We start from the raw sequence: 22,446 nt of genomic DNA, 5'->3' as shown, positions 1-22,446 counted from the left end.
TGACCCCATGGTCCTCGGAATCATCAGCGCCGTCGTCCACATCGCCCTCGGCGCGCTGCTCGGCCAGACCGCCGGCGGCACCCTCGGACTGCTGATCGGCGCCGTCGTCGGACTGCTCGTCGGCGCGCCCTTCGGCTGGGCGGTCTCCTCCGCCGGCACGTACGCCGCCGACGCGAAGGGGATCTTCCTCTTCGTCGTCGACCACACCTGGAGCCTGCTCAACACCGTCGCCGGAGCGATCTATCTGGTCGGCCACCTGATCGTCGGCCACCAGCTCGACCGGACCGCGTCGGCGGGCAGCGGGCGGGTCAACGTGGTCGAGGGCGTCTCACCCCGGTACGCCACCACCATCGGCACGGTCTGCGCCGGCTCCAGCCCCGGCATCCAGCGGCACGAGGACGTGCACGTCTTCCAGGCCCGGCTGCTCGGGCCGCTCTACCTGCCCCTGGTGGCGCTGAACTACGCGCTGTTCACCATCGCCCCGGTCTGGCTGCTCTGGCACGACCACACCAACGCGCCGATCAACCGCTTCACCCGCTACTTCGAGATCGGCGTCTACCCGCACGTCTGGAACGAGGCCATCGCGTACCGGATCCAGGGGACGCCGCCGCGATGACCGGAGCGATCGAGGCCGCCACCGCCGACCTCGCGGCATGGCTGACCGGGGCGGCGGGCGAACCCGTCCCGGTCGGCCCGCCCCGGGACGACCCGGACGGCGGGCTCACCGTCTGGCCGTTGGAGCTGCGGCCGGCCCGGCAGACCCGGGGCAGCGGCGGGGCGCGCGAGCCGTACCGGTTCGTGCTCCGGCTGCTGGTCTGCGGCACCGGGCCGGCCGCGCTGCCCCGGCTGGACCGGGTGCTGGCCGCCGCCGCGACGGCCGGCGAACCGGAACTGGTCCTCGACGCCGGTGACCCGGCGCTGTGGCGGGCCTTCGGCGTGCCGCCCCGGCCGGCGCTGCTGGTCGACGTGCCCGCCCAGATCGCCCGACCGGCCCCGGCGGCTCCGCCGGTGCTGCAACCGCTGCGGCTGCGCCAACTGGAGCTGCGCACCCTGGACGGCCGGGTGGTCGGCCCGCAGCAGCAGCCCCTCGCCGCGATGCGGGTCGAGCTGGTCGGCACCGGCACCGCCACGCACACCGACAGCGCCGGCCGGTTCCGGCTGGTCGGGGTGCCGCACGACCCCGCCGCGCCGGGCCGGCCGCTGCACCTGCGGCTGGTCGGCCGGGGCCGTACCCACCTCGCCGAACTCGACCCGGCCGATCCCGACCCCGTGATCGTCTGCGCGCCGCCGGCCGACTGAGCCGGTCACCGACCGCACCCGCACAGGAGGACCGATGCCCACCTACTTCTCCCCCGGCATCTATGTCGAGGAGGTGCCCAGCGGCGCCCGCCCGATCGGACCGGTCGGCACCAGCACGGCCGCCTTCGTCGGCGTCGCCCCGGACCGCGGCGCGCACGTCGACCGGGCCGTCGCGGTGAACAGCTGGTCGGAGTTCCTCCGGCTCTATGCCGGCGGGGAGCACCCGGAGAGCACCCCCCTCGCGCGGGCGGTCTTCGGCTTCCTCGACAACGGCGGCACCCGCTGCTGGGTGGTCAACGTCGGCGAGGGCGGCCAGCTCACCGGCACCGGCGGACGCCGGGGCGGGCTGCAACTGCTGGAGGCGGTCGACGAGATCTCCATCCTGGCCGCGCCCGGCTTCCACGACCCGGTCTCCCACGAGGCGCTGCTCAGCATGGCCGAACGGCTGCGCACCATGGTGGCGATCTGCGACCCCGCGCCGGACATCGAGGACATCTCCGGCCTCACCCGGGTCGCCACGCCGCCGAGACCGAAGGCCGCCGCCGACGGCAAACCCGCCGAGGGTACGCCCAAACCCCCCGCCGACGACGGCGACGGGCAGCCCGCGTACCGGCCCCGGCAGTCGGACTTCGGCACCTGCTACTTCCCGTGGATCCGGGTCCGGGACCCGCTCAGCGGTGAGCTGGTGCTCACCCCGCCCAGCGGGCACATCGCCGGCATCTGGGCCCGCACCGACGCGCTGCGCGGCGTGCACAAGGCCCCCGCCAACGAGCCGGTACGCGGCGCGGTCGACCTCGGCTACCTGGTCACCCGCCCCGAACACGACGTGCTCAACCCCAAGGGCGTCAACGTGATCCGCTACTTCGCCGGGGAGGGCATCCGGCTCTGGGGCGCCCGTACGCTCGCCGCCGAGGCCAGCGAGTGGCGCTACCTGAACGTCCGTCGGCTCTCCATCGCCATCGAGCAGGCCATCGCCGGTGGCACCCGGTGGATGGTCTTCGAGCCGAACGACTTCTCCCTGTGGCGGTCGATCCGGCGGGACATCGGCGCGTTCCTCACCCGGGTGTGGCGGGACGGCGCGCTGCTCGGGCGCACCCCCGAGGAGGCGTTCTTCGTCAAGTGCGACGAGGAGACCAACCCGGCCGACGTCCGCGACGCCGGGATGGTGGTCGCCCACATCGGCATCGCGGTGGTGAAGCCCGCGGAGTTCGTGGTGTTCAAGCTGAGCCAGTGGGCCGGCGGCACCGAGACCGAGACGATCGGAGGCTGACATGGCGACCACGGCCACCCCGCAACCCGGCGCCCCCGTCGACCCGTACCGGGCGTACAACTTCAAGCTGCTCATCAACGGCATCACCAACGGGCACTTCACCGAGGTCAGCGGGCTGGAGGTGAACATCGCGCCGCTGGCGTACCGGGAGGCCGGCAACGACCGGGTGCGCTCGGTGCCGGGTCAGGTCGAGTACGCCCCGGTCACCCTCCACTTCGGCCTCACCTCCTCCCGCGAGCTGTGGGACTGGGTCAACGCGGCGGCCCGGGGCGCGGTGAGCCGGCGCAACGTCTCGGTGGTGCTGCTCGACCCGGCCGGCACCAGCGAGGTGCTGCGCTGGAACATGATCAACGCGTGGCCCACCCGGTGGCGGGGCGCCCACCTCAACACCCTGGCCCAGGAGATCGCCATCGAGGCGCTGACCCTGGCGTACGAGGGACTGGACCTGGAGGCCGGCGGTGCGGCCGCCCCGACGCCCGCGTGACTGGCTGGCTCGGCGGCTGCGGGCCGCCGCCGTGACCGTCGACCGGCTGGCCCGCGCCGTCGAGCCGGCCGGACCGGACCCCGGTCGCCCGCGCCGTTCGCCCGACCCGTCCGCCGGGCCGGCCCCCGGTGCCGCGTCACCACCACGTCGCCCCGGCGAGCCTCCGGAGCACTGGCTGCGCCTGGTCGCCGCCCACGCCCCCGGCCTGCTGGGCGACCGCCCACCCCTTCCCCCCGCCGACCTCGCTGATCAGGTGGTTCCGGGCGGCTCGGACCCCGTGGCCGACGCGGACCTCCTGATCGGGGAGGGCAGGGGCGGGCGGGGCGGTTCCCGGGTGCGGGGCTGGTCGCGGTGGTTCGGCCGGCCGGAACTGGCCGTTCGCCGTCCACCCGGGCACCCCGGTCGGCACGAAGTACCCGTCGCGCCCGACGTGTCGACGCCGCGTCGGTCAACGCCTGACGAGCCGGCATCGGCGCGGTCGGCCGCATCGGACGCGTCGGTGTCGGACGCGCCGGCCGCGTCCCCGCACCGGAGGTGGCGTCGCCGGCCGTGGCTCCCGGGCCGGGTCGAGGGGACCCGTCGACCCCGCCGGGCACGGACCGGCCGGGCCCGAGCGACCCGCTGCCGCCACGCGGGCACCCCGAGCCGTCGGGCGGTGCGGCAGCCGGCGACGGACCCGTCCGTCCGGTGGTCGCCGGGACATCGGCCGTGGATCCGGGCCGGGCAGCCGTTCGGGAGCGCGGTGGACTGCGGCTGCACCCGGTGTCGGAGCAGCAACGACGCCAGCCGGACCGGCGGCCGTCCACTGAGGCAGCCCCGTCGGCCGGCGTCGGTTCGGCCGAGCCGTCCCGTCCGGCGGCCCCCATGGCGGCTGCCCCACTGGACTTCGCCACAGCGGCTCCCGGTCGACGCGACCGGCGGAGCCTGGTCGGTGGGAAGATCGGCCGGGGCCGGACCAGCGCGACCGGTCCGGCCGACCGGTACCGGTCCACCCCGAGCGGGCTGCGACGCCGCCGCCCGGCCACCGTCGCGGGGACGGCCGGCGAACCGCCGACCACCTCCGACGGGACGACCGGCGGTCGCCGGTGACCCGCACCACCGGTGGACGGAACCGGCCGAGGCGCCCACCGACCACTGGCCGACGCTGCCGGAGGGCGAACCGGGCGGCCGGGCGGCGGACGTACCCCGGGGTTGGCGGACCGGACCGACCGGTGGGCGGGCGCGGACGCGCGGATGGCGGGCCACGGCGACCCGTGGCCCGCGTTGCCGACGACCGGGAGGTGTGGGCGCCGCCAGCGCCGCCCGCGACGCGGCCCATCTGCGCCGGTTGGCCCGGGAACAGGACGGTGGCTGATGGAACGGGTCGCCTTCCTGGTGGACGAGTCCGGCATCCGGGTCGACTGCCTGCTCAACCCGGAGACCGTCCGGGTCACCCGGCTGGCCGGGGTACGCCCCCGGCACGCCGCCGACGGCCGGCTCACCGGCGCCGGCCTCGCCGACGACCCGCTCGTCTTCACCGGCGGCGGGCGCACCGAGCTGGTGCTGGACCTGCTCTTCGACGTCGACTTCGTGGAGGCGCAGGTACGCCCCGACGACGTCCGCACGTTGACCGCGCCGCTGTGGCTGCTGGCGGAGAACTCCGCCACCGAGCACGGCTGGCTCCGCCCGCCGCTGGTCCGCCTGGTCTGGGGCAAGACGTGGAACGTGCCCGGCGTGATCGTCGCGGTGGCGGAACGCTTCGACGCGTTCACCCTCACCGGCAGCCCGCGCCGGTCCTGGCTGCGGCTCAAGCTGGTCCGGGTCGCCGAGAACGCCGAGGCGGCCCGGGAGGGCTTCGCGGACGAGCTGGCCACCGCCAGCACGCCGACCGTGCCGCCCGGCTCGGCGGTGGTGGCCGCCGCCGACGGCGCCGCGGAGCCCGGCTGGTCCGGGGTCGGTTCGACCTGCTGGCGCACGACGCGCTCGGCTCGCCGCTGCGCTGGCGGTTGCTCGCCGAGCACAACCGGATCAGCGACCCGCTGACCGTGCCGGCCGGCACCGCCCTGGCCGTGCCGCCGGCCGTCGCACCGGCCCCGACGGGAGGTCAGCCCTCGTGACCGTGCCCCGCACCCCGACCGTCGCGGTCGACGGCGTCCCGCTGCCGGACGCGGTGACCGGCCGCCTGCGCGGCATCCGGGTGGCCGCCCGGCTGGGCCGGCCCACCCAGTGCGAGCTGACCCTGGCCACCGCCCTGGGCGCCGCCGCCCTCGACCCGCCGGTACGCCCCGGCGCCACTCTCGACGTGTGCCTCGACGGTCACCCCGACCCGCTCTTCACCGGCGAGGTGACCTGCGTCGAGCTGGCCTACGCGGCGGACGGGCCGGCGCTGCTGCGGATCCGGGCGTACGACCCGCTGCACCGGTTGCGCAAGCGGCAGGAGCTGCGGGTGTTCGAGTCGGTGACCGCCGCCGACCTGGCCCGGGAGCTCTGCGCCGACCTCGGCCTGACCGTCGACGCGCAGACCGACGGCCCCCGCCTGGAGCGGCTGCTCCAGCACCGGCACACCGACCTGGAGCTGCTGACCGAGGTGACCGGCCGGGCCGGACTGCACCCGGTGGTCGACGGCGACCGGCTGCGGCTGCTCACCCTCGACGGGTACGGCGAACCGGTCCCGCTGACGCTCGGCCGCACCGTGCACACCCTGCGGGTCGCGGAGAACCTGGACCGGGCCGGCGGGGAGAGCACCGCCCTCGGCTGGCACCCGCAGCGCGCCGAACCGCTGCGGCAGCAGGCCACCGAGGCGCGCTCCGGCCGGCGTACCGCGCTGCGCCCCGACCCGGGTGACGTGGGGGCGGCCGGCGGACGGACCGCGGTGGACCAGCCGGGGCGCAGCGACGACGAACTGGCCGCGCTGGCCCAGGCCGCGCTGGACGCCCGGGTCGCCACCCTGGTCACCGCCGAGGGGGTGGCCGAGGGCGACCCGGCGCTGCGCCCTGGCCGGCGGATCGCCCTGACCGGCGTGCCGGAACCCGTCGCGGGGGTGTACGTGCTCACCGAGGTGGTGCACACCGTCGACGCCGACGGTCACCTGACGGCGTTCTCCACCGTCCCGCCCGGCCCGCCGCCCGGCCCGGCGCCGGCCCCGGCGACGGTCACCCTCGGCACGGTCACCGACGTCGACGACCCCGACCGGCTCGGCCGGGTCCGGCTGACCCTGCCCGCGTACGGGGAGCTGGACGCCGGCTGGCTGGCGGTGGTCTGCCCGGGCGCGGGGCGGGGCAAGGGCATCGTCGCGCTGCCCGACCCGGAGGACACCGTGCTGGTGCTGCTGCCCGGTGGCGAGCCGACCGCCGGGATCGTGCTCGGTTCGCTCTTCGGGGCGGTCGAGCCGTACGACGCGGGGATCGTCGACGGGCGGGCCCGGCGCTGGTCGATGCGGACCGGCACCGGCCAGTCGATCGTCATCGACGACGACGGGCGGACCCTGCGGCTGGCCACCGACGCGGGCAGCTTCGTGGAGCTGCGCCCCGGGCTGACCACCGTGCACGCCGCCGGTGACCTGGTGCTCTCCGCGCCCGGCCGGGCGATGGTGGTGCGCGCCCGGACGGTCGACTTCCTGCGCGCCGAGTCAGGCGAGGACGCCGAGACCGCCGCCGCCCAGGCCCGTACCCTCGCCCGCGCCCACGGAGGTGGCTGATGCGCTGGATCCACCGGGACTCGCTGATCGCCTGCGACCACGACGGCCGGGTCGCCAACCGCGCCTCGCAGCAGTGGGTGACCGTGCGGGGCGTGCCCGTGCTGGTCGACGCCGACCCGGAGGGGCGGGACATCACCGCCTGCCCGAACTACGGGCCGACCATCAAGCCGTGCGTGAAGACGCTGCGGGTGACCGTCGGCTACAGCACCTGGCTGCGGGTGGACGGGCACCGGGTGGTGCTGGACAACCTGGACGGGCTGACCGACGGCACCCCGCCGGGGCTGGTCCACCACCGGGTCCGCGCCGCGCGGCAGGACTTCCTGGGGGCGGACGGATGAGGGCCTTCCGCTTCGTCGGCGCCGGCTTCGACGCCGGGCGCACCGGCGGGCCGGCGTTGACCGCGGCCGGCGGGCTCGCGATGACCGACGGCGACGAGACCGTACGCCAGGCGCTGTTCCTGCTGCTGTCCACCACGCCCGGCGAGCGGCTGATGCGGCCCGGGTACGGCTCCCGGCTGCACCGGCTGGTCTTCGCGCCCAACGACGACACCACCGCCGGGCTGGCCATCCACTATGTCCGGCAGGCGATCCGCCGGTGGGAGCCGCGGGTCGAGGTGATCGACGTGGACGCCGGCCCCGATCCGGACGACCCGTGGCGGCTGGTGATCCGGCTCGACTACCTGGTCCGGGCCAGCCTGTCCCCCGGGCAGCTCGTCTTCTCCGTCGACCTCTCCGGCGACGACGAACCCGAGGGGGACCCGACATGACGCTGCCGGTGCCGCACCTGGACGACCGCGCCTTCCTCGACCTGGTCACCGAGGCGCGGGAACGGATCCGCCAGTCCTGCCCCGACTGGACGGACCTCTCCGCGCACGACCCGGGGATGGCGCTGCTGGAGGCGTTCGCGTACCTCACCGAGGTGATGATCTACCGGCTGAACCAGTTGCCGGAGAAGGCGTACGTCGCGTTCCTGAATTTGCTCGGGGTGACCCGGCACCCGCCGTCGGCGGCCTGGGCGGACGTCCGATTCACCCGGACCGGGCCGGATCGCGCCGCGGTCCGGATCCCGGCCGGCACCCGGGTCGCCGCGGCCCGCGGCGCCGACCCCCGGCCGGTCGTCTTCGTCACCACCGAGCCGGCGCTGCTGCCCGCCGGGGAGACCGAGGTGACGGTACGCCTGCACCACTGCGAGCCGGTCGAGGCGGAGCTGCTCGGCGTCGGCACCGGCCAGCCCGGTCAGGTGCTGCGCGCGGCGAAGGCGCCGCTGACCCGGACCGCCGAGGCGCTGGACCTGCTGCTCGGGGTGGAGGTGCCGGCCGGCTCGGTGGAGCTGGGGGCCGCCGCCCGGGAGCACGACGGGCGGACGTACGAGATCTGGCGTCCGGTGGACAGCTTCGCGGGCCTCGGCCCGGCCGACCGGGTCTACCTGGTCGACCGCGCGTCCGGGGTGGTCACCTTCGCCCCCGCCCTCGACCTGCGCCCGGCGCCCGGCGACACCGCCGTACCCGCGCCGGACACCGCCGGAGCGCCCACCGGGTCACCCGGTGGGCCGGTGACGGTGGCGGCGGTGCCGCCGGCGGGGCGGCCGGTGCGGCTCTGGTACCGCAGCGGTGGCGGGCCGGCCGGCAACGTGGCCGCCGGAACGCGGACCAGCCTGCGCGACCCGCTGCCCGGCCTGCGGGTGGAGAATCCGGAGCCGGCCGGTGGCGGCCGGGACCTGGAGCCGCTGGAGTCGGCGCTGACCCGGGGCCCGTACGAGTTCTTCGCCCAGCAACGCGCGGTGACCGCCCGGGACTACGAGATCCTCGCCGCCGGCTCCGGCGCGGTGGCCCGGGCCCGGGCCTTCACCCGGGCCGCCGTCTACAGCTTCGCCCGCCCCGGCGAGGTCGAGGTGGTGCTGGTGCCGTACGTGCCGGAGCAGGCCCGCCCGGGTGGCCGGCTGCCGGTGGACGTGCTGCGCGAGCACGAGGTGCCGGAGGCCCGCCGCCGGGTGGAGGCGGACCTGGAGGGCCGCCGCGCCCTCGGCACCGCCGTCCGGGTCGGCTGGGCCCGCTACAAGGCGGTGTCGATCCGGGCCCGGGTGGTGGTCCGCCGCGAGGAGGACGTCGACGCGGTCCGCCGGCGCATCCACGACCGGCTGCACCAGACGCTCAGCCCGCTGCCCACCCCGCTCAACCCCACCGGCTGGGCGTTCGGCGAGCCGCTGCGGGCGTCCAACGTGTACCGGATGCTGGAGCACGCCGAGCCGGGCGTGCGGTACGTCGAGTCGGTCCGGTTCGTCGTCGACGAGGCACCGGACGCGCAGGTGCGCACCCTCGCCGTCGACCAGTACCAGCCGGGCACCTGGTACGCCGGGCGCGGCCCGGTGCTGTTCCGCTCCACCAACGCCGGGGCGGGCTGGGAGCCGGCCGGCCGGTTCGACGGGGAGACCGTGGTCCGGGTCGCCCCCGCCCCCGCGCCGCTACGCCCGGGGATCGTGCCCCGCGCCGGCTCGGTCGCCGTGGTCACCGCCCGGGACGCCGGGGGTTCCCGGGTGCACCTGAGCGCCGACCTGGGCGAGACGTGGTCGCTCCTGACCGACCTGGACTCCCGCATCCAGGACCTGGCCTGGATCGACCGGGACGGCACCGGGGCCCTGCTGCTGGCCACCGACACCGGGCTCTACGAGGTGTCCCTGCTGCCCGGCTCGGTGCCGTTGCAGATCCTGGTCGACGCGGGCGACGCCGACCGCGGCTTCTACGCCGTCCGGGCGTTCGTCTCCGAGCGCGGCGCGCCGGGGGTGGCGGTGGCCGCGCAGGCCGGCTTCGGGGTCTATCTCTCCACCGCCGCCGGCCGCCCCGGCAGCTTCGCCCACGTCGGGCTCGCCAACGTGGACAACCGCATCCTCGCCGTGCAGTACGACGGCCCGGCCACCCTGCTGTGGAGCGGCGCCGGCGAGCCGGACCCGAAGAAGCCTGGCCAGGGCTGCCACCGCACTCGGCTCTTCGAGTCCGACGTGCAGTGGCAGGGCGTGCAGAGCGGCTGGATCGGCGGCACCTGCCGCGACCTGGCGTTCAGCGGATCGCTCGCGGTCGCCGCCACGCAGAGCGGCGGGGTGGTGCGGCTGGACACCCTGGCTGCCCAGCCGCAGTGGCAGCCGGTGATGGTCAACTGCGGGCTGCCGCTGCGGGACCGGACCCGGTTCGTGCCGGTGGACGCGCTCGCCGCCACCTCCGGCGCCGGCGGCACGGGCCGGCTGGTCCTGGCCGGCGGCGAACGCGGGGTGTACCGCAGTGGCGACGCCGTCGACTGGACGGCCAGCGCCAACCAGGCCACCGCCGACGTGGTGACCGTTCCCGGGACCTGGCTGCTCTGCTCCGGCGAGCACGACATCGAGGTGGTGCGGCAGGATGCGCCGAACGGCGATTGAGCGGCTGCTGCCCGCGGCGTACCAGCGGGCGGCCGGGCCGGGCAGCGTGCTCGGCGCGCTGCTGGACGTGATGGAGACGTTGCACGCCCCGGACGAGGCGGTGCTCGCCGACGTCGACGCGCTCTTCGCGCCGTACCGGGCGCCGGACGGGTTCGTGGCGTACCTGACCCGGTGGGTGGCGATGGACCACGTGGTGGCCGCCCCGGGGGGTGGCGCGCCGGTGCCGTTGCCGCCGGGCCGGCTGCGGAACCTGGTGGCGCACGGCGCGCTGCTGGCCCGCTGGCGGGGCACCCCGTACGGGATGCGGACCGCGTTGGAGCTGGCCACCGGGGTGACCGGGTTCGTCCTCGACGAGCCGGCGGAGCGGCCCTTCCACGTGGTGGTCCGGGTGCCGCCGGCCGCCGCCGACCAGCTCGCCGTGATCACCCGCGTCGTCGAGGGGGAGAAACCGGCCGCCGTCACCGTCGAGATCACCCTGCCCGACGACGCCGGTCCACCACCGGTCGACTCGACCCCGGCCGGCGCGGTCGACCCCACCCCGGACCGCGCGGTCGGGCGGGCGCGCGTCCCGTCTCTCGTACCAGCAGCAGAGGAGCCGTCATGACCACCGAATGGGCCGTCGTCGCCGCCGCCGGGGCGTTCACGCTGAACGAGCGGAACACCGGCGAGCTGACCTTCACCGTCTCCAACCCGGGCGAGGCGCCGGACACCGTGGTGTTCGACGTGGCCCCGGGCGAGGGCACCCAGCGTTCCTGGTTCACCGTGGCCGAGCCGCAGCGGGTGGTGCCCGGGCAGGGCTCGGTCTCCTTCCTGGTGCGGCTGGTCGTGCCACCGGGCACGCCGCCCCGCCGCTACGACATGACCGGCTTCGCGTACTCGGCGAACACCGCGCCGGAGGAGAGCTCCCGCTCCAGCGGCCGGGTGACGTACGACGTGCGGGCGGTCGTACCCCCGAAGCGCGTGCCCTGGGCGTGGCTCGCGGCCGCCGCGGCGCTGGTGCTGGTCGTGGCCGGGGTGGTGGTGTGGCTGGTCGGCCGCGGCGGTGACACACCGCCGGCGCCGGCCGCGCCGAAGGTGGTGACGCTGGAGGCGGAGAGCCTGGTGGCCGGCGCGGTGGTCCGCTCGCCGTCGGGGGCGGCGGCGAAGGTGGTGGAGCAGAAGAACTGCTGCGGCGTGGTCTGGTCCGGCGACGCGCAGCTGTTCTTCCTCGGACTGGCCGTCGGCGACCAGGTCACCGTCACCGTGGACCTCCCGGTCGACGGCACCTGGCGGCTGTCGACGGTACGCACCACCTCGTTCGACTACGCCAACACCATCTTCACCGTGGACGGCCGGCAGGTCGGCGACACGTTCTTCGGCTTCAGCCCGACCGTGGTGCGGACCGACTTCGTCGACGTCGGCACGGTGCAGCTGAGCAAGGGTCCGCACCAGCTGACCCTGGTGGCGGTGAGCAAGACCCAGGGCTTCGACCGCTACTTCGCCGGGATCGACCAGATCCGCTTCACCCAGCTCGTCCAGCCGTGAGCGGCCGGCAGAAGGTGCTGCTGGCGGCCCTGGCGGTGCTGCTGGTGGTGCTCTACCTGGTGGCGGTGGGCGCGGGCCGGCACGACCGGGGCGACCCGCCGCCCGGCCCGGCTGGCTGTCCCGGCTGGGCCGGGCGACCGCCACGGTCGACCCGGCGACGGTCACCGCCGACTGCCCGGCCGGACCGGCCACCGCCGACGGGGCGCGGGTGCTCACCTTCACCGGTTCCTGCCGGCTCGGGGTGCCCGCGCCGGACGGGCTGCGCAGCCTGATCCTGCGCAGCCGCGGACCGTTCACGGTGTCCGCCCCCGCGCCCGGCGGCGCCGACGTCACCGTCTCCGACGAGGTGACCCCCACCGACGGCGGGGACGCCGTCGCGAAGGTCGCCGTCGACCGGGCCACCACGGTCACCCTGGGCTGCCCGGGAGGTGTGGGATGCGCGGTCACCGTCGCCCGGTCCTGACCCACGCCGAGGAGGCCCGTCATGGGTGAGCTGCGCAAACCGTTCCTGCTGCTGGCGCTGCTCGCGGTGGCACTGGTGGTGGCGTTGGAGCTGGGTGCCGCGCTGCTCACCGGCGGCGGCGACGCGGGCGAGGCGCTGCGGGACAGCGCCGGCCAGCTCGGCGTGGACGTCGGTGACGTCGCCGGGGTCACCGAGCCCGCCGGGCGGGGCACCGGCGCGCTGGCGCTGATCGACGTGGTCGCCCTCTGGACGACCGGGCTGTTCTGCCTGAGCCTGGTGCTGCCGGACCGGATCCAGGGCCGGATCCAGGGCGTCGCCACGCTGATCTTCTCGGTCCTGCTGCTGCTCGGGTCGGTGGTGCTGCTGGTGGTGGCCTTCGTGGAGCTGACCGTGCTGGTGTCGCTCTTCCTGGCCGCCCCGTTCGGCACGCTCGCCTACCTCGCGGTGTGGGGTTTCTTCCCGGTCGGCGACGCGGCCGTGCTGCTCGGCCTGATCCTGCTGCTCAAGCTGATCTGGGCCGGCCTGCTGATCCTCGCCCAGCCCCGCTTCCTCCAGAACAAGGGCCTGGTGCTGCTGATGCTCACCACGCTGCTCTGCACGGTGGTGCTGGAGTTCCTGCACCGCCTGGTCCCCACCATCCTGGTCAGCATCACCGACGACCTCGGCGCCGTGCTCTTCGCCGTCGTCGCGATCATCTGGGGACTGGTCCTCCTGATCGGCTCCGTCCCCGCCATCGTCAAGGCCCTCCGCGCCACCGCCACCACCTCCTCACCGTCCGGCGGTTGATCATGAGGTTGACGGCGATGTGGATCTCGGATGGTGCCGCCAACCCCATGATCAACGAGGTCAGGGGAGGTGGGTCAGGTAGGAGCGGAGGGTGGCGGTGAGGATCTCGGGGCCGGGGCGGGACCAGAGGGTGGCGTCGAAGACCTCCACCTCGATGGGGCCGGTGTAGCCGGCGGCGTCGACGGCCTCCCGGAGGCGGCGCAGGTCGATGCAGCCCTCGCCCGGTAGGGCGCGGCCGAGCAGGACGCCCGCCGGCAGCGGGGTGACCCAGTCGGCGACCTGGAAGGCGGCAATCCGTTCCCCGGCCCGGGCGATCTGGTCGTGGACGGTGTCGTCCCACCAGACGTGGTACGTGTCGACGACCACCCCGACCACGCCGGGCGGGAAGCGTTCGGCGAGGTCGAGGGCCTGACCGAGGGTGGCGATCACGCACCGGTCGGCGCAGAACATCGGGTGCAGCGGCTCGACGGCCAGGGTCACCCCGGCGGCGGCCGCCTCCGGGGTCAGTTCGGCGAGGGCGTCCACGACCCGGCGGCGCGCCCCGTCGACGTCCCGGCTGCCCGCCGGCAGGCCACCGGAGACCAGCACCAGCACGGAGGTGCCGAGGGTGGCGGCCTCCTCGATGGCCCGTCGGTTGTCGTCCCGCCAGTCGTCGGCGGTGAAGAAGCCGCCCCGGCAGAGCGAGGTGACGGTCAGCCCCGTGTCGCGGACCAGCTTCGCGGTGCGGGCCAGGCCGTACTCCTGGACCGGTTCGCGCCACAGGCCGATGCCGGGTACGCCGGCCGCGGCGCAGCCGGACACCGCCTCGGCGAGCGGCCAGTGCTTCGCGGTGGCCTGGTTGAACGAGAACCGGGCCAGCCCGGCGGCCGGCGTCACGCCGGTGCCCGTCGGCACCGCGGCGGCCGGGACCGGAGCGGCGGTCACTGCGCCACCCCGGCGACGGTGAAGAGGGCCCGGGCGCGGGTGGCGGCCAGGTCGGCATCGGGCAGCAGGCCGGCGGCGTCGGCGAGGACGAGCAGCCGGGCCAGGTGCGCCGCCGAGCGGCCGGCCTGCTGCCCGCCGACCATGGTGAAGTGCTCCTGGTGGCCGGTGAGCCAGGCCAGGAAGACGATCCCGGTCTTGTAGTGCCAGGTCGGCGCGGCGAAGAGGTGCCGGGCCAGCGGTACGGTCGGGGTGAGCGCGGCGTCGTACCGGGCCGGGTCGCCGTCGTCGAGGGCGGCGAGCGCGGTTGCGGCGGCCGGCGCGATGGCCGCGAAGACCCCGAGCAGCGCATCGGAGTGGCCGACCTCGTCGCCCCGGATCAGCTCCGGATAGTGGAAGTCGTCGCCGGTGTAGAGCCGCACCCCGGCGGGCAGGCGGCGGCGCAGCGCCACCTCACGGTCGGCGTCGAGCAGCGACACCTTGATCCCGTCCACCTTCGACGCGTGCTCCTTGACCAGCTGCAGCACCGTCCCGGTGGCCTCGTCCAGGTCGGTGGCGCCCCAGTAGCCGGCCAGCGCCGGGTCGAACATGTCGCCCAGCCAGTGCAGCACGACCGGCTGGTCGGTGGCGGCCAGCAGGTCGCCGTACACCCGCAGGTAGTCGTCGGGGCCGGTGGCCGCCGCCGCCAGGTGCCGGCTGCACATCAGCACCGGCCGGGCGCCGGCCGCGAGGGTGTCGGCCAGCTGTTCGGTGTACGCCCGGAGCACCTGGGCCAGGCTCGCCGGGCCGGGCGGGAGCTGGTCGGTGTTCACCCCTGCCACGATCCGGCCGCCGACCGTCTTCGCCTCGGCGGCGCTGCGCCGGATCAGTTCCCGGGTCGCCGGGTGGTCGAGTCCCATGCCGCGCTGGGCGGTGTCCATCGCCTCGGCCACCCCCAGCCCGTACGACCAGAGGTGGTGCCGGAAGGCGAGGGTGCGGTCCCAGTCGAGCACGGCCGGGGCGCCCGGGACGTTCTCCGCGTCCGGGTCGGCGACCACGTGCGCCGCCGCGTACGCGATCCGCGACGTGGCCGGGCCGGCGGGCCGCGCGAAGTCCGCGCCCCCGCGCAGCCGGTACGTCTCCCCGCCGGGCAGCCGCACGACGGCGCTCACCGGGTCAGCTCCGGCACCTCGAGGCGGCGGCCCTCGCGGGCCGAGCGCAGCCCCAGCTCGGCGAGTTGCACCCCGCGCGCCCCGGCGCGGAAGTCCCAGCGGAACGGCTCGCCGGCGACGAGGTGCCGCAGGAACGCCTCCCACTGCACCTTGAAGCCGTTGTCGAACTCCTCGTTGTCCGGCACCTCGGTCCACTGGGCGCGGAAGTCGTCGGTGACCGGCAGGTCCGGGTTCCAGACCGGCTTGGGGGTGACCGCGCGGTGCTGGACGCGGCAGCCGCGCAGCCCGGCGACGGCGCTGCCCTCGGTGCCGTCCACCTGGAACTCGACCAGCTCGTCCCGGTTGACCCGGACGCACCACGAGGAGTTGAGCTGCGCCACGATGCCGCCGTCGAGTTCGAAGATGCCGTACGCGGCGTCGTCGGCGGTGGCCGGGTAGCGCTCGCCGGCCTCGTCGACCCGTTCCGGGATGTGCGTGGCGGTCACGCAGGTGACGGCGCGGACCGGCGCGAAGAGCTCCTCCAGGACGTAGTGCCAGTGCGGGAACATGTCGACGGTGATGCCGCCGCCGTCGGCGGCCCGGTAGTTCCACGAGGGGCGCTGCGCGGGCTGCCAGTCGCCCTCGAAGACCCAGTAGCCGAACTCGCCGCGTACCGACAGGATCCGGCCGAAGAAGCCGCCGTCGACCAGCCGCTTGAGCTTGCGCAGCCCGGGCAGGAAGAGCTTGTCCTGCACCACTCCGGTGCGGACGCCCGCCGCCTCGGCGGCCCGGGCCAGGTCCAGCGCCGCGTCGGTGGACTCGGCGAGGGGCTTCTCGGTGTAGACGTGCTTGCCGGCCTCGATCGCCTGCCGGATGGCCTTCTCCCGCTGCTGGGTGACCTGGGCGTCGAAGTAGACGGCGACGTCGTCGCGGGCGAGCGCGGCGGCCAGGTCGGTGGTCCAGTCGGTGAGGCCGTGCCGTTCGGCGACGTCCCGCAGCCGGGTCTCGCTGCGGCCGACGAGGACCGGTTCGGGCCAGATCCGGTCGCCGTCGGGCAGCGGCACGCCGCCGGCCTCCCGGATGGCGAGCAGGGACCGGACCAGGTGCTGCCGGTAACCCATCCGGCCGGTGACTCCGTTGACGATGATGCCGATCGACCTTCGGGTCATGCCCGTCCTCCCGACAGCTCAGGCAAGCGCTTTCCTGGGAGGGTAGAGGGACGTCCGCCGATCCGGCAAGGGCTTACCCCGGCGCTCCTGCGGTACCCTCACCGCGACCGGACGAGCAGGGGGGTGACATGGCGACACTGGCCGACGTCGCCCGCCGGGCGGGCGTCTCCCCCGCCACCGCGTCGCGGGTCATCAACGGCAGCAGCAAACCCGTCGCCGGGGAGCTGCGCGAACGGGTGCTGCGGGCCGTCGCCGACCTGAGGTACGTGCCGAACGCGCACGCCCAGCTGCTGGCCCGGCCGCAGCGCAGCGTGGTCGGCGTGGTGGTGCACGACGTCTCCGACCCGTACTTCGCCGAGCTGACCCGGGGACTGCAACGGGTCGCCACCGAACACGGCCGGCTGGCCATCATCTGCAACAGCTACCGCGACCCGGAGCGGGAGCTGGAGTACGTCGACCTGCTCCGCGCCCAGCAGGTGGCCGCCATCGTGCTGGCCGGCTCCGGCTACCACGACGACGAGGTCAACGCGCTGCTCGACGAGCGGCTCGCCGCGTACGCGGCCACCGGCGGGCGGGTCGCGGTGATCGGCTGGCACAAGCACCGCGGCGACGCCGTGCTACCGGCCAACCAGGAGGGTGCGCGGCTGCTCGGCGCCGAGCTGCGCCGGCTGGGCCACCGGCGGGTCGGCGTGGTCGCCGGCCCGGTCGCGCTCACCACCACCACCGACCGGGTCGCCGGCCTCTACGAGGGCCTGGCCGAGCCGCTGCCCATGGAGCGGATCCACTACGCCGACTTCACCCGCGACGGCGGGGCCCGGGCCACGGCCGAGCTGCTGGACGCCGTACCGGGGCTGACCGCGATCGTGGCGCTCAACGACTCGATGGCGGTGGGGGCCCTCGCCGTGCTGAAGGAGCGCGGGATCCGGGTGCCGGAGCAGATGTCGCTCGTCGGCTTCGACGACATGCCGATCGCTGCCGACGTGACACCCGCGCTGACCACGGTCCGGCTCCCCCTGGCCGAGCTGGGCGCCCGGGCGATGAGCCTGGCCCTGGAACCGGCCGCCGACCGGGACCGGGCGGAGACCCTTCCCGCCGAGCTGGTCCGCCGCGACAGCCTCGGCCCCGCCCCCGCCTGACCACGCTCACCCCTGCGGGCTGACCAGCCCCGTCTCGTACGCCAGGATCACCAGTTGGGCCCGGTCGCGCGCGTCGAGCTTGCTCAGCAGCCGCCCGACGTACGTCTTCACGGTGCCGGGGCTGAGCGACAGCTCCGCCGCGAGCTCGGCATTGGACCGGCCCCGGGCGATCAGGGTCAGCACCTCGCGCTCGCGTTCGGTGAGGCGGTCGAGCAGCGGGGACCCGCAGGGGGTCCGCTGCGGCGGCCCGGCCGTGAAGGCGGCGATCAGGCGGCGGGTGACGGTGGGAGCGAGCAGCGCCTCACCGGCGGCGACGACCCGGATCGCGGCGAGCAGGTCGGCCGCGCTGGTGTCCTTGACCAGGAACCCGCTGGCCCCGGCCCGGAGCGCGCCGAACACGTACTCATCGAGGTCGAAGGTGGTGAGGATGAGCACCCGGGCGGCCCGGGTGTCGGGGGCGGCGCAGATCCGCCGGGTGGCCTCGATGCCGTCCAGATCGGGCATGCGGACGTCCATCAGCACCACGTCGGGCCGTTCCCGCCGGCACACCGTGATCGCCTCCCGCCCGCCGGCCGCCTCGCCGACCACCTCGAAGCCCGGGACGCTCTCGATGAGCAGCCGGAAGCTCTCCCGCAGCAGGGCGTGGTCGTCGGCGACCACGACGCGGACGGTCATGCGGTCCGCCCGGACGGGGTGACCGGGACCGACGCGTGGACGCGGAAACCGCCCTCGGGCCGCGGACCGGTGGTGAGGGTGCCACCGTAGAGCACCACCCGTTCCCGCATGCCGACCAGGCCCCGGCCGGCGCCGGGCAGGGTGGCGGCGCGGTCGGGGGGCCCGTCGTCGGTCACCTCCACCCGCAACACCCCCGCCACCACCTCGACGGCCACCCGGCACGTGGTGGGCGCGGCGTGCCGGATGACGTTCGTCAACGCCTCCTGCACCACCCGGTACGCGGTGAGTCCGAGCGCGGGCCGCAGGTCGTCGACGCCACCGACGCGCAGCGTCACCCGTACCCCGGCGTCCTCGGCGCGCTCGACCAGCTCCGCCAGTTCCGCCGGTCCGGCGGCCGGCGCGAGGTCGGCCGGGACGACCTCGCCGGTCCCCTCCGCCCGCAGGACACCCAGCGCCCGGCGAAGGTCGGCGAGCCCGCTACGGCTGGTCTCCTCGATGACGGCGAGCGCGGCCCGGACCTCCTCCGGCCGGGTGTCGGCGAGGTGGTTGGCGACGGTGGCCTTCACGGCGATCAGGCTCATGCTGTGCCCCACGATGTCGTGCAGGTCGCGCGCGATGCGCAGCCGCTCGTCGACGACTGCCGCGTGGGCCAGGGACCGGGCCAGCCGGGCGGCCACGTCCCGACGCCACCGGACGAGACGCCCGACCGACCAGAAGATCGCCAGCAGCGCCACCGTCACGCCGATCTCCCCCGGCGCCCAGAGCGGCACCTCGGCGTCGGCGACGGGCGGCAGCGCCGGCAGCCGGGCCGCGTAGAAGACCGCGACCGCTGCCGCCGCGGGCGCGAGACCGGCCAGCAGCGCGGGGACGGAACGACGTGCGGGCAGGGCGACGGCGACCGTGTAGAGGGCGGTGGCCGCCGGCAGGAACTCCACCACCAGCATGCCGGCCCCCGCGACGCCCGCCGCCGTGGCCGTGGCCGCCGTCAGGGACACCGCCGCCAGGACGACGAGCGGCCAGCGTCGCCGCACCGCCACCGGCAGCGCGACCAGCGCGGCCGTGGACCACACCACACCCGCCGGTCCGGGGTACGCGGGCCCGGGCGGGTCGGTGACGGTGTAGGCGACCAGCAGCACCAGCAGCACCGCCCAGAGCAGATCGGTGACGAGCAGCCGGCGGGAGACGGTCACCGGCCCACGCTAACCGCCCGGCGTCGCCGGCACGTCCCCCCGTGGCCATCGGACCGTGGTCACCCGCGCCCCGGCAGGGAGCCCGCCGTGGTCCGATGTGCCGCGAGCCGGGTCCCGGAACCGTGGGGAGCATGACGAACTATTCCTTCCCCGGTCGGTGGCTCGGCGGCATCTCGCTGGTCCTCGGGCCGCTGCTGGTCCTCGCCGGCATCCTGCTCCGGATCCGGTTCCACTACTTCTTTCCGCAGCAGCTCGCCGCGTACCAGGCCCATCCGGCGCTCATGGTGGCCGCGTACAGCCTCTTCACCGCCGGCATGGTCGTCCTGACGCCCGGCGTGGCGGCGCTGGCCCGGCTGATCGGCCGGACCCACCCGGTCTGGGCGGCCTGGGGTGCCGGGCTGGTCGTCCTCGGCCTGTTCACCCGCACCTTCCACGGTGGCATCGACCACCTGGCGTTCCAGCTCGTCCGGGCCGAGGGCGCGGACGAGGCGACCCGGATCGTGGGCGACACGTACCAGGCGTGGCACCTCTTCCGGTTCCCGGCGCTGGCCGTGGTGACCGGCTGGGTCGTCCTGGCGATCGGCGCGTACCGGTCGCGGGCGCTGAGCCGGCCCCGAGCGGTCGCCCTGGGCCTGATGTGGGTGCTCGCCCTGGGCACGTTGAAGGGCACGCAGGTGCCGCAGTCGCTGATCGCCGTCGGTGGGCTCTGCTACGCGTTGGTGCCGCTCGGGGTGACGGTGCTGCGCGACGGGCCGCGGCCGGGCCGGCGGGCGGTGCTCGGTCTGCTGGCGCTCGCCGCGGCGCTGGTCCTGCTCTCCCTCTTCGGCCCGACCGGCTGACCGTCAACGGTCGGCGGCGAGCGCGGCGAGACGGCCGAGCTGGCCCGGGTCGGACAGCGCCGAGCCGACCGCCACCACCCGTACCCCGGCGGCCAGGAAGTCGCCCGCGTTCGCCGCGTCGATCCCGCCGGTGGCCACGAACCGCAGCTCGGGCAGCGGCCCGGCGACCGCGCGGAACCACGCCGGCCCGAGGCTCACCGCCGGGAACGCCTTGAGCCAGCGCAGGCCGTGATCGAGGGCCCGCTGCGCCTCGGTGGGGGTGGCCACCCCGGGCAGGTGCGGCAGCCCATGGCTGGTGGCCGCGTCGACCACGGCCAGGTCCAGGCCGGGTGCGACGGTGAAGGCCGCCCCGGCGCCGGCCGCCTGGCGCACCTGGGCGGGGGTGCGGACGGTGCCCGCCCCGACCGGCCGGCCCCGCGCCCGGCCGGCCTCGACGGCGGCGCGCAGCGCGGTCACCGCCCCGGGCGTGCGGATCGGCACCTCCACCACGCCGATGCCCAGGTCCCAGGCTCGCCCGGCGAGCCGGACCGTCTCGGCCGGCGGCAGGTCGCGCAGGATCACCATCACCCGCGCGTCGCCGAAGATCGTCCCGACGTCGTGTCCGCTCATGCGGCATTCCCTCCACTGTGCTGGCCGGACGGCCCGGTGAGGTCCAGCGCGGCCCACTCCGCGTCCGGCAGAGCCAGGGCCCGGGCGGTCCGCGCCGGGTCGGGCGGGGCGCGGTGTCCCCGGCCGCGGTCAGCGCCGGCACGGCGGTGAGGTGCCCGAGCCGCAGGCAGGCCACCAGGTCGAGGCCGCGCAGCAGGCCGGAGAGGAACCCGGCGGCGAAGGCGTCGCCGGCCCCGACCGCCTCCAGCACGGTCACCGCCAGGGCCGGTACGAAGACCGCCGCCCCGCCGCGCGGCAGCGCGGTCGCACCGACCGCCCCGTCCTTGACCACCACGAGCTCCGGCCCGGGCAGCAACCCCCGGACATCCGCCGGGTCGGCGACCCCCCACAGCAGGTACGCCTCGTCGAGGCCGACGAGGACGACGTCGGCCCGGTCGGCGAGGTCCCGCAGCACCGGGGCGGCCTCGCCGGCCGGCCAGAGCGCCGGCCGGTGGTTGACGTCGAAGCTGATCCGGGTGCCGGGGAGCGGACGGGCGGCCAGCGTCCGGGCCACGAGGTCGCGGCAGCCGGCCGAGAGCGCGGGGGTGATCCCGGTGAGGTGCAGCAGCCGGACGCCGGTCAGCCGGGGGTCGGCGAGGTCCCGGCCGGTCAGCCGGGCGGCGGCGGAACCGGACCGGTAGTAGTGCACCCGGGTGCCGGTCGGGCCGGGATCCTTCAGGTAGACGCCGGTCGGCGCGGTCGGGTCCACGGTGACCAGCGAGGTGTCCACCCCGGCGGCGGCGACCTCGCGCACCACCCGGCGGCCGAACGGATCGTCGCCGACCCGGCTGACCCAGGCGGCCCGGTGGCCGAGCCGGGCCAGGCCCATCGCCACGTTCGACTCGGCACCGCCGACCCCGACGGCGAGCCGGTCGGCGTGTTCCAGAGGCGTGCCGGGCGCGGGGCCAGCACCACCATGGTCTCACCGACGCACGCCACCTCCGGGCCGGTCACCGCGCCACCTCCGGACCGGTCACCGCGCCCGCCGCCGGGTCGAGCCGGCCGCGACGGCCGCCCGGTCCAGGTGGCCGTCGGCGACCAGCACCCGGTGCCGGCGGTGCCGGGGCCGGCCGGCGGCGACCACCGCCGGCCGGTCGAAGGCGTAGGCGGCGCAGACGCCCGGATACATCGCGGTCCGCACGAACCACCGGTCGCCGGGCCCCAGCCCGACGAAGACCAGGGTGTACGCCCCACCGCCCGGCGCCACCCCGGTCAGCGCCAGCCACGGCGCGGTCGAGCCGTTGACGGTCTCCTCCCCCGCCGCGTCGGCGGTGAAGACCTGCGGCTGCCCGTCGGTGACGGCCCGCCAGAAGAAGCCACCGTAGCCGGCCCCGCCGGGGCGGCCGTTGGTGGCCGGACTGCCCAGGTGGACGTCCCGGCCGGTGGCCGAGGTGAGGGTGGTGTCCAGGTCGAGCCACCAGGCGTCGTCGCCGGCCGGGGCGGCGGCGAGCCGACGGTGCTCACGCAGCAGCGGCCCACCGGCCCGGTCCCGCCATTCGAGGTCGTGCGCCAGCCGGTCGGCGGCCCGCTCCCGCCAGCCGGTGTGCGCGATGACGCCGTGGTCGTCGCGCCAGGTGTAGCCGGTGTCCCGCACATAGGTGCGGCCACCCCAGAGGTTGGTGCCGTCGACGTCCTGCACGGCGAGGGACGCGCCGAGGTGCCAGACGTGGTCGGCGGGGAGCACGTCGGTGACCGGCGTGCCGGCCGGCGTCCGCACCGGGTGCAGGTAGGGCCGGGGTCCGTGCCTCGGATCGAGGGCGGGGTGGATCACGTACCGGGCCACCGGCACGCCGCGCACGGTCACCTCGGGATCGTCTGCCGGTCGGCC

At 75.9% G+C, this 22,446-nt stretch carries 22 protein-coding genes and 1 pseudogene; 15 read left to right on the top strand and 8 right to left on the bottom strand.

Annotated features, from left to right (window positions below; translation table 11 throughout):
* Nucleotides 1–7: 7 nt before the first annotated feature.
* The 13 genes from MRQ36_RS25765 to MRQ36_RS25705 all read left to right on the top strand — a co-directional run bounded on the left by MRQ36_RS25765 (nucleotide 8) and on the right by MRQ36_RS25705 (nucleotide 12,910).
* Complete coding sequence (locus MRQ36_RS25765) at nucleotides 8–616, top strand: glycine zipper family protein (protein WP_242799328.1); 609 nt, start codon at nucleotides 8–10, stop codon at nucleotides 614–616.
* The gene (locus tag MRQ36_RS25760) at nucleotides 613–1,299 is read left to right on the top strand and encodes a carboxypeptidase-like regulatory domain-containing protein (RefSeq protein WP_242799327.1); all 687 of its coding nucleotides are present in this window, start codon (nucleotides 613–615) and stop codon (nucleotides 1,297–1,299) included. Before MRQ36_RS25765 ends, MRQ36_RS25760 begins: the two co-directional genes overlap by 4 nt.
* A 34-nt stretch (nucleotides 1,300–1,333) precedes the next feature.
* Nucleotides 1,334–2,569 (top strand): phage tail sheath subtilisin-like domain-containing protein, encoded by a 1,236-nt coding sequence (locus MRQ36_RS25755; RefSeq protein ID WP_242799326.1) that lies wholly within the window; start codon nucleotides 1,334–1,336, stop codon nucleotides 2,567–2,569.
* A gap of 1 nt (nucleotide 2,570) precedes the next feature.
* Nucleotides 2,571–3,053 (top strand): phage tail protein, encoded by a 483-nt coding sequence (locus MRQ36_RS25750; RefSeq protein WP_242799325.1) that lies wholly within the window; start codon nucleotides 2,571–2,573, stop codon nucleotides 3,051–3,053.
* A 1,353-nt stretch (nucleotides 3,054–4,406) separates the two neighbouring features.
* Entirely contained in the window at nucleotides 4,407–5,075 is a 669-nt protein-coding gene (locus MRQ36_RS25745) for a hypothetical protein (RefSeq protein WP_242799324.1), read from the top strand.
* Nucleotides 5,076–5,145: 70 nt separating this feature from the next.
* Nucleotides 5,146–6,729: a phage baseplate assembly protein V gene (locus MRQ36_RS25740; RefSeq protein WP_242799323.1), complete on the top strand. Its 1,584-nt coding sequence runs from the start codon at nucleotides 5,146–5,148 to the stop codon at nucleotides 6,727–6,729.
* A complete protein-coding gene (locus MRQ36_RS25735) occupies nucleotides 6,729–7,067 on the top strand; it encodes a hypothetical protein (protein ID WP_242799322.1) in 339 nt (112 codons plus the stop codon). Before MRQ36_RS25740 ends, MRQ36_RS25735 begins: the two co-directional genes overlap by 1 nt.
* A complete protein-coding gene (locus MRQ36_RS25730) occupies nucleotides 7,064–7,495 on the top strand; it encodes a GPW/gp25 family protein (protein WP_242799321.1) in 432 nt (143 codons plus the stop codon). Before MRQ36_RS25735 ends, MRQ36_RS25730 begins: the two co-directional genes overlap by 4 nt.
* Complete coding sequence (locus tag MRQ36_RS25725) at nucleotides 7,492–10,137, top strand: putative baseplate assembly protein (RefSeq protein WP_242799320.1); 2,646 nt, start codon at nucleotides 7,492–7,494, stop codon at nucleotides 10,135–10,137. Before MRQ36_RS25730 ends, MRQ36_RS25725 begins: the two co-directional genes overlap by 4 nt.
* Entirely contained in the window at nucleotides 10,118–10,741 is a 624-nt protein-coding gene (locus MRQ36_RS25720) for a phage tail protein (protein ID WP_242799319.1), read from the top strand. Before MRQ36_RS25725 ends, MRQ36_RS25720 begins: the two co-directional genes overlap by 20 nt.
* Nucleotides 10,738–11,661, top strand: coding sequence for a hypothetical protein (locus MRQ36_RS25715; protein ID WP_242799318.1), 924 nt, complete (start codon nucleotides 10,738–10,740; stop codon nucleotides 11,659–11,661). The genes MRQ36_RS25720 and MRQ36_RS25715 overlap by 4 nt, the downstream gene beginning before the upstream one ends.
* Nucleotides 11,662–11,869: 208 nt before the next feature.
* Nucleotides 11,870–12,124 (top strand): hypothetical protein, encoded by a 255-nt coding sequence (locus MRQ36_RS25710; protein WP_242799317.1) that lies wholly within the window; start codon nucleotides 11,870–11,872, stop codon nucleotides 12,122–12,124.
* A 21-nt stretch (nucleotides 12,125–12,145) separates the two neighbouring features.
* Nucleotides 12,146–12,910 carry a hypothetical protein gene (locus MRQ36_RS25705; protein ID WP_242799316.1) on the top strand — a complete coding sequence of 255 codons (765 nt, stop codon included), beginning with the start codon at nucleotides 12,146–12,148 and terminating at the stop codon, nucleotides 12,908–12,910.
* Between the two features lie 60 nt (nucleotides 12,911–12,970).
* On the opposite strand, the gene MRQ36_RS25700 is transcribed toward MRQ36_RS25705, so the two are convergent.
* The 3 genes from MRQ36_RS25700 to MRQ36_RS25690 form a co-directional block, all read right to left on the bottom strand.
* A complete protein-coding gene (locus MRQ36_RS25700; RefSeq protein WP_242801381.1) occupies nucleotides 12,971–13,768 on the bottom strand; it encodes a sugar phosphate isomerase/epimerase in 798 nt (265 codons plus the stop codon).
* A gap of 62 nt (nucleotides 13,769–13,830) precedes the next feature.
* The gene (locus tag MRQ36_RS25695) at nucleotides 13,831–14,982 is read right to left on the bottom strand and encodes a dihydrodipicolinate synthase family protein (protein ID WP_242799315.1); all 1,152 of its coding nucleotides are present in this window, start codon (nucleotides 14,980–14,982) and stop codon (nucleotides 13,831–13,833) included.
* Entirely contained in the window at nucleotides 14,979–16,130 is a 1,152-nt protein-coding gene (locus MRQ36_RS25690) for a Gfo/Idh/MocA family protein (RefSeq protein WP_242799314.1), read from the bottom strand. The genes MRQ36_RS25695 and MRQ36_RS25690 overlap by 4 nt, the downstream gene beginning before the upstream one ends.
* 128 nt (nucleotides 16,131–16,258) lie before the next feature.
* Between MRQ36_RS25690 and MRQ36_RS25685 the strand changes: the two genes are divergently transcribed.
* Nucleotides 16,259–17,266 (top strand): LacI family DNA-binding transcriptional regulator, encoded by a 1,008-nt coding sequence (locus tag MRQ36_RS25685; protein WP_242799313.1) that lies wholly within the window; start codon nucleotides 16,259–16,261, stop codon nucleotides 17,264–17,266.
* A 6-nt stretch (nucleotides 17,267–17,272) separates the two neighbouring features.
* Here MRQ36_RS25685 and MRQ36_RS25680 read toward each other — a convergent pair whose 3' ends face one another.
* Together MRQ36_RS25680 and MRQ36_RS25675 are read right to left on the bottom strand one after the other, a co-directional pair.
* The gene (locus MRQ36_RS25680) at nucleotides 17,273–17,941 is read right to left on the bottom strand and encodes a response regulator transcription factor (RefSeq protein ID WP_242799312.1); all 669 of its coding nucleotides are present in this window, start codon (nucleotides 17,939–17,941) and stop codon (nucleotides 17,273–17,275) included.
* Complete coding sequence (locus tag MRQ36_RS25675) at nucleotides 17,938–19,131, bottom strand: sensor histidine kinase (protein WP_242799311.1); 1,194 nt, start codon at nucleotides 19,129–19,131, stop codon at nucleotides 17,938–17,940. Before MRQ36_RS25675 ends, MRQ36_RS25680 begins: the two co-directional genes overlap by 4 nt.
* Before the next feature lie 131 nt (nucleotides 19,132–19,262).
* Between MRQ36_RS25675 and MRQ36_RS25670 the strand changes: the two genes are divergently transcribed.
* A complete protein-coding gene (locus MRQ36_RS25670; protein ID WP_242799310.1) occupies nucleotides 19,263–19,970 on the top strand; it encodes a hypothetical protein in 708 nt (235 codons plus the stop codon).
* Nucleotides 19,971–19,973: 3 nt separating this feature from the next.
* Here MRQ36_RS25670 and MRQ36_RS25665 read toward each other — a convergent pair whose 3' ends face one another.
* The 3 genes and pseudogenes from MRQ36_RS25665 to MRQ36_RS25655 all read right to left on the bottom strand — a co-directional run bounded on the left by MRQ36_RS25665 (nucleotide 19,974) and on the right by MRQ36_RS25655 (nucleotide 22,422).
* The gene (locus MRQ36_RS25665) at nucleotides 19,974–20,579 is read right to left on the bottom strand and encodes a bifunctional 4-hydroxy-2-oxoglutarate aldolase/2-dehydro-3-deoxy-phosphogluconate aldolase (RefSeq protein ID WP_242799309.1); all 606 of its coding nucleotides are present in this window, start codon (nucleotides 20,577–20,579) and stop codon (nucleotides 19,974–19,976) included.
* 157 nt (nucleotides 20,580–20,736) lie between these two features.
* Nucleotides 20,737–21,447: pseudogene (locus MRQ36_RS25660) on the bottom strand (sugar kinase); the annotation flags it as partial.
* A 144-nt stretch (nucleotides 21,448–21,591) separates the two neighbouring features.
* Nucleotides 21,592–22,422: a PmoA family protein gene (locus MRQ36_RS25655; protein WP_242799308.1), complete on the bottom strand. Its 831-nt coding sequence runs from the start codon at nucleotides 22,420–22,422 to the stop codon at nucleotides 21,592–21,594.
* Nucleotides 22,423–22,446: the final 24 nt, after the last annotated feature.

This window comes from Micromonospora sp. R77, assembly GCF_022747945.1.
GTDB lineage: Bacteria > Actinomycetota > Actinomycetes > Mycobacteriales > Micromonosporaceae > Micromonospora.
This window is presented reverse-complemented; position numbering and strand designations above follow the sequence as displayed.